The following is a 13,632-nucleotide window of genomic DNA, read 5'->3' on the forward strand; positions in this document are numbered from 1 at the left end:
ACGCACCATGTACGACTTCACCTACCACCGTCCTTCCTCGCTGGAGGAGGCGGCGAAGCTGCTGGCCGGTGCCGAGGACGGCAAGATCCTCGCCGGCGGCCACACCCTGCTGCCGACCCTGAAGCAGCGCCTCGCCCAGCCGAGCGACCTGATCGACCTCTCGGGGATCAAGGAGCTCAAGGGCATCTCCGAGGCCGGCGGCGCCGTTGTCGTCGGCGCCATGACGCCGCACGGCGACGTCGCCGACTCGAGCGTGGTCAAGGCCAGGATCCCGGCCCTCGCCCACCTCGCCAGCGACATCGGCGACGCCCAGGTCCGCCACCGCGGCACGATCGGCGGCTCGATCGCCAACGCCGACCCGGCCGCCGACTACCCGGCGGCCGTCGTCGGCCTCGGCGCCACGGTCAAGACCAACAAGCGCGAGATCGCCGGCGGCGACTTCTTCAAGGGCCTGTTCGAGACGGCGCTCGACGAGAACGAGCTGGTCGTCTCGGTGTCCTTCCCGGTGCCCGAGAAGGCCGGCTACGCGAAGTTCGCCAACCCGGCCTCGCGCTACCCGATCGTCGGCGTCATGGTCGCCAAGACCGCCGGCGGCGTCCGGGTCGCGGTGACCGGTGCCGGGGCCAGCGCGTTCCGCTGGACCGAGGCCGAGCAGGCGCTCTCGGCGAACTGGTCGGCCGACGCGATCAAGAACCTGACGCACGGCCCCGACGGCCTGAACAGCGACATCCACGCCTCGGCCGAGTATCGGGCCCACCTGATCGGCGTCATGGCCCGGCGGGCGCTCGCGGCCGCCGGCTGACCGCCCGTCTGCCGTTCCCGTCGCGGCCGAATGCCGCGGCAAGCGCAAAGGCCGGGCCGCAGCCCGGCCTTTGTCGTTTCCGGCCTTCGTCGTTTTCCGCCGCCTCTTTTGGGCCACGGCGATTGTATTAACCTTGGGCCATGCGCCGCCTGTCACTGATCCTGTCCGCCGTCCTCGGCGCCTGCCTGCTGCTCGCGCTGGGCTTCTGGCTGTTCCGCCTGCCGCTCGCCAACTGGGCCCTGGCCCAGTGGCTCGGCGCGCGCGCCCTCGAGGGCTCGGGGCGGATCGTGCGGCTCGACACGGGCGGCGCCGAGCTCGACGATCTCAGGCTCGAGGGCCTCAGCGCCGGGCGCATCGCCCTCTCCTATGACCTGCCGGCGCTGATCGGCGGCGGCCGCCTCGAGGGGGTCACGCTCTCCGGCCTCGCGCTCTCGGCCGACCTCACCGCCGGGCGGCCGCTGGGCCGGCTGCAGGAGGCTTTCGGCGGCGGCGCCGGTGGCGGCCAGGGCCTCGCCCTGCCGGTCCTGCCGCCGGTCGAGCTGACGGACGCCGAGCTCGACCTGAAGACCAGCCGCGGCCCGCTGCGCCTGGCGCTGGCCGGCAGCCTGCGGCCGGCGCCCGGCGACGACGGGCCGGCCCGGCGCCTCGCGGTCAGCCTGAGGACCCTGGAAGGGCCGCTGCGCCTCGCCGGCAAGCTCGACGGCCTCTACCGGCCCGACGCGGTGGTCGGCAGCAACGCGACCCTCAGCCTGACCAGCAGCGAGGGCCCGCCGGTCTCGATCCAGGCCGACGCCAGGCTGGAGCGGCCCGCCGCGGCGCCGGAGGTGCTGTTCTCCCTCGATCTCGACGGCGATGCGCCGCTGCTCGCCGAGCTCGCCACCCTGCCCCCGGCGGCGCGGCCGAGCGACGGCCGCATCGCGCTGCGCGCCGACGGCCGCGCCGCCGCGAAGGCCCTGGCCGCCGGCGACCTCGCCGAGCTGCTGCTCGACCCGGCCGCGCTCGGCGGCTTCGACCTGTCGCTCGACCTCGACGGCCTGGCGCTGCCCGGCCGGGCCTCGGGCGTCACGCTGAGGAGCGGCGCCGACATCGCCCAGCTCGGCGACCAGCGGCACCTCAGGCTGCGCCCGGCCAAGGCCTCGGCAGAGACGCTCGACCCGGCCTGGCTGCAGCGCCTCGGGCTGCCGCCGGCCGTCGCCGCGACCCTGGCCGGCGGCGCCGACCTGACGCTCGACACGCCGGGCCACGCGCCGATGGTGCTGCGCCTCGGCGAGCCGCTGCCGCAGCTCGACCTCGACCTGGCGGCGACCGTCGCGCCGCACGCCGGCGGCAGCCTCGAGGCGGCGCTCAAGGGCGAGCTCTCGCTGCCCCGCCAGCTCGCCAGGCTGCCCGAGCGGGCCGGCGGCAGCCTGGCCCTCGACCTTGCAGCGGACAGGCTGTCGGCCCCGGGGTTCGGCAGCCTCGAACGGGGCCAGGCGTCGCTCGTCCTCGACCTGGCGAACCGCAGCGTCGCCCTGCAGGCGCCGGCCCGGCTCGAGGGCCTGTCGGTCGCGCCGGAGACGGCGCAGGCCCTGGCCCCTGGCTGGCAGCCGCTGCTCGCCCGGCCGATCGACCTGACCGTCGGTCAGGACAGCGAGCCCGAGGCGCGCCTCGTCCTCGGCCAGGACCGCTGGCAGCTCACCCTGCCCCGCCGCCTCGCGCTCTCGGCCGGCGACGCGCGGGCGAACGCCGCGCTGGACGGCACGGCCGAGCTCTCGCCCCGGGGCGTCCTGCTGGCCAGCCAGGTCGAGGTCCCGGCGCTGACCGCCAGCGCGCTGCCGACGCCCTACGGCCTGCTGCGCTCGCTGTCCCTGAAGGGCCGCTTCGAGGGCGCGTCCCGCGACGCGCAGGGCGAGGCGACGCTGGCGGCCGAGCTCGACGGCCTGGCGCTCGGCGTGGCCGGGACCGCCGACCTCTCGGCCGAGCTGCCGCTCGATCTCGCCTGGAAGGACCAGGCGCTGACCCTCGGCCTGAGCGATCCGGGCAGCCTGAGCCTCGCCAAGCTGGCCGGCGGCCCGGCCGCCCTCGACAAGCTGGCACTGTCGCTCGGCAGCGCCCGGCTCACGCTCGGCGCCCGGCAGACGCGACTCACCGCCGAGGCGGCGCTGGCGCCCGCGACCCTCGTCCCGGCCGGCAGCGGCGATCCACTGACCGTCTCGGCCGGCCGGCTGAGCCTCGACCTGACCCTGCCGCAGGGCGGCGCGCTGCAGGGCACCGCCCGGGCCACGGGCCTCGAGCTGGCCGAGCCGCAGGCCGCGCTGGCGCTGCACGACGGCACGCTGAGCGCCGAGCTCGCGGCCGAGGGCGACCGCCTGACCCTGAGCGGCGGCCGCCTGGTCTCGACCGAGGATCCGGCGCTCTTCCCGCCGCTCGACGCGACGGCCGAGGCCACGCTCGCGGACGGGCTCGCGACCTGGAGCGCCGCCGCCCGGGGGCTCGCCGGCGCCCTCTCGGTGAAGGCGAGCGGCCGCCAGGACCTGGGCAGGGACAGCGGCAGCGCCAAGGTCACCCTGGCGCCCCTGACCTTCGCGGCCGGCGGGCCGCAGCCCGGCGACCTGAGCCCGGCACTGGCCTCGCTCAAGCAGGCCGTCGGCAGCCTCTCGGCCGAACTCAACCTGAAGACCGGCCAGGGCGTCACCGGCGGCGGCCGGGTCAGGCTCGAGGGACTCGGCTTCACCTCGGCGGGCGCCGAGGTCGAGGGCCTCGACCTGTCGCTGGCGCTCGACTCCCTGACGCCGCCGACGAGCCCGGCCGGCCAGCCCTTCTCGATCGCGCGGATCGACGTCGGCACGCCGCTGACCGACCTGAAGGGCACGCTGGCGCTGCGCCGGGTCGGGAGCGCTTCGCAGCTGGTGATCGAGCAGGCGCACGCCGACCTGCTCGGTGGCGGCGTCGCGCTCGACCAGGCCGTCCTCGACCCGGCATCGGGCCGCTACGACCTGGTCCTCCAGCTCGACAGGATCGACCTCGAGCGCCTGCTCGCGGTCGCCGACGTCGAGGGCGTCTCGGGCAGCGGCCAGCTCAGCGGCCGCATCCCGCTGCGCATCGAGAAGGGCGCGATCGTCGTCGAGCAGGGCGCGCTCGGCGCACTCGAGCCCGGGGTCATCGCCTTCAAGTCGGCGGCGGCGCGCAAGGCCCTCGAAGGCAGCGGCCAGTCGGTCGACCTGATGCTGCAGGCGCTGGAGAACTTCCACTACAAGGTCCTGCGACTCAGCCTCGACAAGCCGGCCGAGGGCGAGAGCAAGGTGTTCCTGAGGCTGGAAGGCCGGAACCCGGACGTCATGAACGGCCAGCCCTTCGTGCTCAACATCAACCTGACCAGCGACGTGGCACCGCTGCTCCAGGCGCTGGCCCAGGGAACGGAAATCTCCGACCGGCTCGTTCAACGGCTGTTGAAGCCGCGCACGAAACGTCGGCGCAAGCAGTAGCGCGGGCCGCCGCAACCCCGCCGGCCGGCCGCCGCCCTGGTCGGGGGCCGGCCGCTATGCTAGCCATGAGGCCGCGCCGCCGACCGGGCCGGCCGCCACTTCGCGAGTAGAGCCATGACGCAGCACATCCTCCGACCGGACGCCGCGCCCTCCCGCCGCCGCGCCGCGACCCGCGCCCTGCAGCTGGCCGGCGGGGCGCTGGCCGCCGCGGCGCTGCTCGGCGTCGCCGCCTGCGAGCCGACCGTGCGGGTCGAGGCGCCGAAGGAGCCGATCACCATCAACCTCAACATCAAGCTCGACGCCGACGTGCGGGTGCGCCTGGAGAAGCGGGCGCGCGAGGACATCGACAAGAACCCGGCGATCTTCTAGCGCCGGCGATGCCAGCCCTTTCGTCCGCGGCGAGCCGCACCCTTGACCGAGACGCAGGAAACAGACAGGTGAACGCCATGATGAGCCGACGCCTCTTCGTCGCCGCCCTGAGCGCGGCCGCGCTGACCGCCACCCTGGCCGGCCCCAGCCTCCTGGGCCCCGGCTTCCTCCGGCCGAGCGTCGCCTGGGCGCAGACCCCCGAAGCGCTGCTGACCTCCGGTGCCGCCGGCGAGCGCTGGGACGGCTACATGGAGGCGCGCAGCGGCAGCGCCGCCGGGGCCGTCGCCTCGATCAACGCCAAGCGCAAGCAGGTCTACGAGAAGCGGGCCGCCGAGCAGGGCGTGCCGGTCGAGGCGGTCGCCAAGATCTACGCCCAGGAGCTGATCAACAAGGCGCCGGCCGGCAGCTGGGTCAAGCGGGAGAACGGTCAGTGGGTACAGAAGTGACGGGCGGCGCCGCCGTCGCGGAGGCCGGGACGGCCGGCACCGGCTCGGTCGACGAGGTCCTGGCGCTGCTCGCCGAGGGCCGCTACGTCGGCGAGCGCTCGCTGGCGACCGTGCTGTTCCTGGCGCTCAAGCTCGGCCGGCCGCTGTTCCTCGAGGGCGAGGCCGGCACCGGCAAGACCGAGATCGCCAAGGTCCTGGCCGAGACCCTGAACCGGCGCCTGATCCGCCTGCAGTGCTACGAGGGCCTGGACCTGTCCAGCGCGGTCTACGAGTGGAACTACCCGCGCCAGATGGTCGAGATCCGCCTCGCCGAGGTCGCCGGCGACCGCGACCGCGAGACCATCGCCGGCGACATCTTCGGCCCCGAGTTCCTGATCGAGCGGCCGCTGCTGCAGGCCCTGGAGCCCGCCGTCGAGGGCGGCCCGCCGGTGCTGCTGATCGACGAGCTCGACCGCACCGACGAGCCCTTCGAGGCCTTCCTGCTGGAGCTGCTCAGCGACTTCCAGGTGACGATCCCCGAGCTCGGCACGATCAAGGCGCCGCAGCCGCCGATCGTGATCATCACCTCGAACCGGACCCGCGAGATCCACGACGCCCTGAAGCGCCGCTGCCTCTACCACTGGGTCGGCTATCCCTCGGCCGAGCGGGAGCTGGCGATCCTCAAGGTCAAGGCGCCGGGCACGCCGGCCGAGCTCAGCCGCCAGATCGTCGGCTTCATCCAGAAGCTGCGCCACCTCGACCTCTACAAGCTGCCGGGCATCGCCGAGACGATCGACTGGGCCGACGCCCTGACCCAGCTCAACAAGGTCGCCCTCGACCCCGCGGCGGTCGACGACACCCTCGGCGTGCTGCTGAAGTACCAGGACGACATCGCCAAGGTGCAGGGCAGCGAGGCCGCCCGCCTGCTCGACGAGGTCAAGAAGGAGCTGGCGGCCCAGCCGGCGGACTAGGACGGGGCCTTCTCGTCGTCCTCGCCCTTCCTGCGTCATCCTTGCCCTTCCTCCGTCATCCTCGCGAAAGCGAGGATCCAGAGGAAGGATACGCCCGTGCAGACGGCCGCTGGTCCGCGCCTGCCGCTCCCTTCTCTAGATCCTTGCTTTCGCAAGGATGACGGCCAACGAAGGGGGCGGAGAGGGAGAACCTACCCCTCCGCCGCCTTCTCGCCGTACATCGCCTGCTCGATCTCGGCGCGGGCGGCGCGCAGGCGCTCCAGGGCGCGGGCCATGACGGCATCGGTCATGCGCAGGGTCGGGCCGAAGACCGACAGGCCGGCGATCATCCGGCCCTCGTGGGTGGTGACCGGGACGGCGATGGCGCGGATGCCCTCCTCGCGCTCGTTCTCGTTGCTCGCCCAGCCCTGGCGGCGCACCCGCTCGAGCTCCTCCAGCAGCGCCGCGCGCTCGACGATCGTCGCGCCGGTCAGCGGCCGGCGCTCGACCAGGTCGAGGTAGCGCGCCAGCGCCGGCGCCGGGAGGCTGGCCAGCCACAGCTTGCCGTTGGCCGTGCAGTAGCCGTCGAGCTGGCTGCCGACCCGGATGTCGACCGAGAGCGAGCGGCCCGACAGCGCGCGGGCGATGCAGACCACCATGTCGGCCTGGAAGGCCGTGACCATCGAGGCCTCGTTCATGTCGCGGGTGATCGCGTCGAGGACCGGCTGCAGGGTGCGGCCGAGCTGGGCCTGGTGGGTCGCCCGGTCGCCCAGGTCGACCAGCAGGAAGCCCAGGCGGTAGACGCCCTTGGCGGCGGCGACCAGGGCGCCGGCGCGCTCCAGCGTGCGCAGGAAGCGGTGCGCCGTGACGCCGTTCAGGCCGAGCTCCGCGGCCACCGTCGCCGCGGTGATCTCGCTGCGCTCGGCCGTGAACAGGCCGAGGATCGCGAAGGCCTTGAGGACGGAAGCGTTGAGCTGGACGGACAAGGTGTTCTCTGGCTCCCGAGGGTTTCCCCTCTCCGCCCCTTGGGGGGGAGAGGGTCAGGGAGAGGTGGGGTCCGACCGCGCCACCTTCCCGCTGTCTCCGGGCCGCACCGCCGCCCCCACCTCTCCCCGGCCCTCTCCCCCCAAGGGGCGGAGAGGGAGGGCGATAGCGCCTACCCCAGCAGCCGCGGCAGGAAGAGGGTGATGCCCGGGAAGGCGAGCAGCAGGACGACGCGCAGCAGCTCGACGAAGAAGAAGGGCATGACGCCCCTGAAGGTCTGGCTCATCGGCACGTCGCGCGACATCGCGTTGATGACGAAGACGTTCATGCCGACCGGCGGGGTGATCAGGCCGAGCTCGACGACGATCAGCGCCAGGATGCCGAACCAGACCTTGGTCGGCTCGGCGCCCAGGCCGAAGTCGAGCTGGGCGATCACCGGCCAGAAGAAGGGGATCACCAGCAGGATCATCGACAGGCTGTCCATCAGGCAGCCGAGGAAGATCAGCGCGACCAGCAGCAGCGCCATGATGGCGAGCGGCGGCAGGCCGCTGCTGGCCATCATCTCGGCCGCCGCCTGGGGCACGCCGCCGCGCGACATGAAGATCTTGAGCAGCTCGGCGCCGAGCAGGATCAGGTAGATCATGCCCGAGGTCTTGGCGGTGTCGAGCAGCGCCGAGCGCAGCTCCCGCCAGCCGACCAGGCGCCGGCCGAGGCCGTAGACGGCGACCAGGAACACGCCGATCGCCGCGGCCGGCGTCGGGTTGAAGAAGCCGAAGTAGATGCCGCCGATGACCAGGCCGAAGATCACCGCGACCGGCAGCACGGCGATCGAGGAGGCGACGATCTCCTCGCGGCTGACCCGGTCGCCGCGCGGGCCGGCGTCCGGCACCAGGCGCACGTAGATCGCGATGGTGATCAGGAAGAACAGCACCGCGATCAGGCCGGGGACGAAGGCCGCGATGAACATCGTCGTGATGTTCGCCTCGACGATCACGGCATAGACGACCAGCACGATCGAGGGCGGGATCAGGATGCCCAGCACGCCGCCGGCGGCGACCGTGCCGGTCGCCAGCGAGGGGCTGTACCTGTAGCGGCGCAGCTCCGGCAGGGCGACCTGGCCCATGGTCGAGGCGGTCGCCAGGCTGGAGCCGCAGACCGAGCCGAAGCCGGCGCAGGCCGCGATCGCCGCCATGGCGACGCCGCCGCGCATCCAGCCGAGCCAGGCGTTGGCGGCGCGGAACAGGTCGCGCGACAGGCCGGCGCGGGTCGCGATGTTGCCCATCAGCACGAACATCGGCACGACCGACAGGTCGTAGATCGAGAACTGGCCGTAGGCCAGGGTCTTGAGCTGCGACAGCAGGATCGCCGGGCCCGACAGCACGACCGTGCCGACGGCGCCGACCAGCATCATCGCATAGGCGATCGGCACGCGGATCGCGATCAGCCCGATCAGCGCGACGAGACCGATCAGGCCGATCAGCAGTTCAGATTCCATGGCAAATCCTGTCGGCGGAGCGTACGGCTCGGCGCGGGCGCCCACGCGCCATCCCGCCCCCCTCTCTCGTCATCCTCGCGAAAGCGAGGATCCAGAAAAAGACGCCGTCAGCAGGGACGGACGACTGCCTGAGCTCGCCGCCTCTTTCTCTGGATCCTCGCTTTCGCGAGGATGACGGAGGAAGCGAGGCCGCGCTTTCATGGCGGCCCGTCGAGGGCTGTCGGAGCGCCGGCACGCCGCAGAGCCTCCGCCGCCTCACTCCGAGCCCCGCGGCACGGCAATCGACAGCTCCGGCCGGCCGCGCGCCGCCTCGACCAGCGTGACCAGGCTGGCCAGCACCAGCAGGGCCAGCGAGGCGAGGATCGGCAGGTAGGCGATCCACAGCGGGAACTGGTAGATCGTCGTGACCTCCTCGTAGGTGCGGAAGTCGAGCAGGCCGAACCACATGCGCCAGAGCAGGATGACCGAGAAGCCGAGCGCGATCGCCGAGGCGACCAGCACGAAGACCGACTGCCAGAAGCGGTTCGCCCCGGCGGTGAAGATGTCGGCCGTGACGTTGGCGTCGGTCAGCTGGCAGTAGGGCAGGAAGGCGAAGATCGCGACGGCGACGCCGACCTCGACGATCTCGAAGTCGCCGGGCACCGGCTGGCTGAGCAGGATGTTGCCGGCCAGGCTGACCGCGTTGACCAGCACCACGGCGACCAGCAGGAGGCCGCCGACGAGCGCCCAGGCCTCGGCCACCCAGCGGATGGCGTCGAAGGCCCGGTCCAGAAGGCTGCGCGCGCCGGCGGCTGCCATGTCGTCCTGCCGTCGTTCTCCCGGGATCGCGCCCGGGCTACATCGTGTGCTTGGCGATCGCGGCGCGGGCGGCCTCGACCAGCGCCTTGCCGTCGATGCTCTTGCCCTTGACCTCGTCGACCCAGCGGCCGACCACCGGCTCCAGCTTCTCGTGGAACTTCGCCCACTGCTCGTCGGTGAGGACGATGTGCGTGCCCCCGGCCTTCTCGGCGATCTCGATGCCGTGGTCGTCGTTCTCGCGCCAGATCTTGCCGACTTCCTTCAGCCAGTCGTCCCCGGACTCCTTCTCGAAGACCGCCTGGATCTCCTTCGGCAGCGAGGCCCACTTGTCGCCGTTCATCGAGACCTGGAAGGTCGTGGTGCCGAGACGCGCCTTGTTCGGCCCCTCGATGTAGTCCTTGATCAGGTCCTGCAGCTTCAGCGCCGGGATGATCTCCCAGGGGATCAGCGCGCCGTCGACGACCTTCTTGGACAGCGCCTGCGGCAGCTCCGGCACCGGCATGCCGACCGGATTGGCGCCCAGCGCCTCCAGCACCCAGGCGCCGGTGCGCGTCGGGATGCGGATCTTCTTGCCGGCCATGTCGTCCGGCGTGTGCACGGGCGTGTCGACCATGTGGATCGCCTGGCCGGCGTGGACGTGCAGGAACAGCGGCTTGATGCCCTTGTACTCGACGGCCAGGTCCTGCTTGTAGAGGTCGGCCATGGCGAGGTTGGTCGCCGCCGGGTCGTTGGTGTGCACGAAGGGCAGCTCGAAGACCTCGCTGCGCGGGAACAGGCCCGGCGTGTAGCCGTTGACCGTCCAGACGATGTCGACGACGCCGTCGCGCACCTGGCGGATCAGTTCCGGCGGCTTGCCGCCCAGGGACATCGAGGGATAGATCTCGATCTTGACCGCGCCGCCGCTGCCCTCCTCGACGCGCTTCGCCCAGGGGGCGAGCATCTTGACCTGGGCCGGCGAGGTCGGGCCCAGGAAGTGGTGCAGCTTCAGGGTGTACTTGGCGTCGGCCGCCGCGGCACGGCGCGGCAGCGCCGCCGAGCCGGCAAAGGTCCCCGCGGCCAGGGCGCCCGCGGCGCCGGCCTTCAGCACGTCTCTACGCGTCCAGCGAGTCATGACCCGTCCTCCCCAGTTTGGTTCTTTCCCGCTCTTGCGGCGCCGACGGCAGGCCGGGCCCCAGAGCGTGTTGTCATATCAATACCGGCCTTCCGGTCTCCGGTCCAGGCCAGTCGGGCGACGTTGACGGGCCGCCCTGCCGTTGTCAATCTGATGTTGAATTCTCCATTTCAACTATAAAAAACCATGGCGGACAAGACCGAAACGACCGAGCCTGCCTCGACCGGCGCCAGCCCCGCTGCGGCGCCGGGCCGCAGCGCGACCGGCGCCCCCGCAGCGACCCTGACCGCGGGCGGCGCGCTGCTGGCGCGGCTCAAGGCCGTCGGCGTCGACGTCATCTTCGCAAATTCCGGCACGGATTTCCCGCCGGTCATCGAGGGCCTGGCCGAGGCCGCGGCGAAGGACCTCGCCCTGCCCCGGGCCCTGGTCATGCCCCACGAGGGCGCCGCCATGGCCATGGCCCACGGCTACTATCTCGCGACCGGCCGGCCCCAGGCGGTCATGGCCCACACCAACGTCGGCCTGGCCAACTGCGCGATCGGCGCGATCAACGCAGCGCTGGAGCAGATCCCCGTGCTGCTCTTCTCCGGCCGCACGCCGACCGTCGAGCAGGGCCGCTTCGGCGCGCGCAGCGTGCCGATCGGCTGGGGCCAGGAGATGCGCGACCAGGCGGCCCTGGTGCGCGAGGCCAGCAAGTGGGACTACGAGCTGCGCTTTCCCGAGCAGGTGCCCGAGCTGGTCGACCGGATGATGGCCATCGCGTCATCGAGCCCGAAGGGCCCGGTCTACATGAGCCTGCCGCGCGAGGTGCTCTGCCAGCCCTGCCCGACGGCAGGGCTCGACGCCCCCTTGTCCATGCAGCCGGCACGCAGCGTGCCCGACCCGGCCGGGATCGCCGAGGCCGCGCGCCTGCTCGCCGCCGCCGAGCGCCCGGTGATCTTCTCCCAGCGCGGGCCCGGCCCCCTCGGGCCCGGCGGGGCGGAGGGGGTCGAGACCTTCCGCAGGCTGGTCGAGGACTGGGCGATCCCGGTGGTCAACTACTGGGCCGTGCGCCTCGCCCTGCCGACCGACCACCCGCTCTCGGCCGGCGCCGATCCCCTGCCCTGGCTGGCCGAGGCCGACGTGGTCCTGGTGCTCGACGCCCTCGCCCCCTGGTCGCCGGACATCCATAGCCCGGCGCCCGGCGCCAAGGTCATCCAGCTCGCCCCCGACCCGCTCTGCGCCCGCGTGCCGGTGCGCAACTTCCGCTCCGACCTGACCCTGGCCTGCGAGACCGCCGCGGGCGTCGCCGCCCTGGCCGAGGCCCTGGCGTCGCTCAGGGCCGGCCGCGAGGCCGCGGTCGAGGCCCGCCGCGCCCGCGTGACCGAACGCACCGCCGCGACCCGCAGGAAGGCGCTCGATGCTGCCGCCGCCGGCAGCGGCAGGCCGATGACCAAGGAGTGGGCCGCCCGCTGCCTCTCCGACGCCCTGGCGGGGAAGCACGCCACCGTGCTCTCGGAGCTCGGCTGCCCCCTCGCCCCCATGGCGCTCGGCAATCACGACTCCTGGTACCAGGAGCCCCACGCCGGCGGCCTCGGCTGGTCCTTCCCCGCCGGCCTCGGCATGGCGCTGGCCGACCAGTCGGGCGCCCCCGGCATCGACCCCGGCCGCCTCGTCGTCGCCACCATGGGCGACGGCTCCTACCTCTTTGCCAACCCCGTCGCCTGCCACCAGATCGCCGAGGCCCTGGCCCTGCCCCTGCTGGTCGTGATCCTCAACAACGCCGAATGGGGCGCCGTCCGCCACTCCGTCCTCGGCCTCTACCCCGAGGGCCACGCCGCCAAGGCCAACGCCATGCCGCTGACGTCGTTGGCGCCCACGCCCGACTTCGTGAAGGTCGCGGAGGCCAGCCGGGCCTGGGCCCGACGGGTCGAGGACGGCGCCGAGCTGCCGGCGGTGCTGGCCGAGGCGATCGGGCATGTCGAGCGGGAGAAGACGCTGGCGCTGGTCGAGGTCAGGGTGCGGGCCTGATCCGGCGCGGCCCCGGAAGGGTGCTGCCCCCTCGAAGCAGGCCGACCGCTTCCCGGCACCCCGCTATGCTGGGCGGGCATCCCGCGAGTCCGAGCCGTGCTTTCGATCAACCTGCGCTTCGACCACAAGGCCATGAGCGACGCCGAGCTGGCCGAACGGCTCGAGGCGATGTGGCAGGCCTACGAGGAAGCCCGCCAGGAGGCCTGGCCGATGACCCTCGTCGGCTCCTTCCGCGGCCCGATCCGCCATCCCCTCGCCTACCCCTTCACTTCCTTCCTGGGCCTCAACGCCTGGATAGCGGCGGGCTTCGGGATCGGGTACGGGTTCAGTATCGACGGGCTGCTGTCCCGGCGACCCCGGGGCGTCGTCAGGATGCACCTCGCGCTCTGCGAAGCGCGCAACCTTCTGGACGAGATCAAGCGACGCGTCGCCAAGAGAGCGAAGCAACGGCAGCCCGGGTGACCGCCGCTGCGGTCTCCCCGTCGTCGCCACCCCGGCCGACGGCAGCGACCTCCTCGCCGACCCGGTCGCCTGCCACCAGATCGCCGAGGCCCTGGCCTTGTCCCTGCTGGCCGTGACCCTCAACAACGTCGAATGGGCCCCCGTCCGCCGCTCCGTCCTCGGTCTCACCCCCGAGGGCTACGCCGCCAGGGCCAACGCCATGCCGCTGACGTCATTGGCCCCGCCCCCGCCTTCACGAAGGTCACTGAGGCGAACCGCGCCCGCGCCCGGGCCCGTCGGGTCGCGGACGGCGCCGAGTTGCCGGCGTTGCGGGCCGAAGCGATCGGGCATGTCAAGCGGGAGAAGACGCTGGCGCTGGTGGAAGTCCGGGTGCGGGGGTAGCCTTCAAGGGGAAAGACTAAACTAGGCAGGAGCACCCCTCTAACAGGCTGCTGAAAAAGTGTCTTCCGGCTCTGTGCGGGAGGTGATTCGATTCCGTCATGGTGTTGCCGAGGGAGGCTTGGCATGCGCGGCGGGGATGCGGGTTCGGGCGAGCTGTTCTCTTACGTGAGCTGCGAAGCTCGGGTGCCGTCGGATCATCCTCTGCGGGGGATCCGGGCGATCGTCGACGAGGCGCTGGAGGTTCTCTCGCCGCGTTTCGATGAGCTCTATTCGCGGATCGGGCGGCCGTCGATCGCGCCGGAGAAGCTGCTGCGGGCGCTGCTGCTGCAGGCCTTCTACTCGATCCGCTCGGAGCGCCAGCTGATGGAGCAGCTGGACTAC

At 72.6% G+C, this 13,632-nt stretch carries 12 protein-coding genes; 8 read left to right on the plus strand and 4 right to left on the minus strand.

The features are described 5' to 3' along the window. The first annotated feature begins 7 nt into the window (after nt 1-7). The 5 genes from B9O00_RS28230 (at nt 8) to B9O00_RS28250 (ending at nt 6,031) form a co-directional block, all read left to right on the plus strand. Nucleotides 8-802, plus strand: coding sequence for an FAD binding domain-containing protein (locus tag B9O00_RS28230; RefSeq protein ID WP_085126070.1), 795 nt, complete (start codon nt 8-10; stop codon nt 800-802). Nucleotides 803-942: 140 nt separating this feature from the next. Next, the gene (locus B9O00_RS28235; protein ID WP_085126072.1) at nt 943-4,266 is read left to right on the plus strand and encodes an intermembrane phospholipid transport YdbH family protein; all 3,324 of its coding nucleotides are present in this window, start codon (nt 943-945) and stop codon (nt 4,264-4,266) included. 114 nt (nt 4,267-4,380) lie between these two features. Further along, on the plus strand, nt 4,381-4,635 hold the full coding sequence (locus B9O00_RS28240; RefSeq protein ID WP_085126074.1) for a YnbE family lipoprotein: 255 nt from the start codon (nt 4,381-4,383) through the stop codon (nt 4,633-4,635). Between the two features lie 77 nt (nt 4,636-4,712). Next, nucleotides 4,713-5,081 carry a YdbL family probable chaperone protein gene (locus B9O00_RS28245; protein ID WP_085126099.1) on the plus strand — a complete coding sequence of 123 codons (369 nt, stop codon included), beginning with the start codon at nt 4,713-4,715 and terminating at the stop codon, nt 5,079-5,081. Then, the gene (locus tag B9O00_RS28250) at nt 5,066-6,031 is read left to right on the plus strand and encodes an AAA family ATPase (protein ID WP_235017220.1); all 966 of its coding nucleotides are present in this window, start codon (nt 5,066-5,068) and stop codon (nt 6,029-6,031) included. The genes B9O00_RS28245 and B9O00_RS28250 overlap by 16 nt, the downstream gene beginning before the upstream one ends. Nucleotides 6,032-6,222: 191 nt before the next feature. Here B9O00_RS28250 and B9O00_RS28255 read toward each other — a convergent pair whose 3' ends face one another. The 4 genes from B9O00_RS28255 to B9O00_RS28270 form a co-directional block, all read right to left on the minus strand. Then, a complete protein-coding gene (locus B9O00_RS28255) occupies nt 6,223-6,996 on the minus strand; it encodes an IclR family transcriptional regulator (protein ID WP_085126078.1) in 774 nt (257 codons plus the stop codon). 170 nt (nt 6,997-7,166) lie between these two features. Continuing rightward, entirely contained in the window at nt 7,167-8,489 is a 1,323-nt protein-coding gene (locus B9O00_RS28260; protein WP_085126080.1) for a TRAP transporter large permease, read from the minus strand. Nucleotides 8,490-8,744: 255 nt separating this feature from the next. Next, nucleotides 8,745-9,287, minus strand: a complete 543-nt coding sequence (locus B9O00_RS28265) for a TRAP transporter small permease (RefSeq protein ID WP_085126082.1) — start codon at nt 9,285-9,287, stop codon at nt 8,745-8,747. A gap of 37 nt (nt 9,288-9,324) precedes the next feature. After that, nucleotides 9,325-10,398, minus strand: a complete 1,074-nt coding sequence (locus tag B9O00_RS28270) for a TRAP transporter substrate-binding protein (protein ID WP_085126084.1) — start codon at nt 10,396-10,398, stop codon at nt 9,325-9,327. Between the two features lie 186 nt (nt 10,399-10,584). On the opposite strand from B9O00_RS28270, the gene B9O00_RS28275 reads away from it, so the two are divergent. The 3 genes from B9O00_RS28275 to B9O00_RS28285 all read left to right on the plus strand — a co-directional run. Then, nucleotides 10,585-12,408, plus strand: coding sequence for a thiamine pyrophosphate-requiring protein (locus B9O00_RS28275; RefSeq protein ID WP_085126086.1), 1,824 nt, complete (start codon nt 10,585-10,587; stop codon nt 12,406-12,408). Nucleotides 12,409-12,540: 132 nt separating this feature from the next. After that, complete coding sequence (locus B9O00_RS28280) at nt 12,541-12,870, plus strand: hypothetical protein (RefSeq protein ID WP_159460353.1); 330 nt, start codon at nt 12,541-12,543, stop codon at nt 12,868-12,870. A gap of 504 nt (nt 12,871-13,374) precedes the next feature. Beyond that, nucleotides 13,375-13,632: transposase (locus B9O00_RS28285; protein ID WP_143596375.1), on the plus strand; the 258-nt coding region annotated here is incomplete at its 3' end.

The organism is Tistlia consotensis USBA 355, assembly GCF_900177295.1.
GTDB lineage: Bacteria > Pseudomonadota > Alphaproteobacteria > Kiloniellales > DSM-21159 > Tistlia > Tistlia consotensis.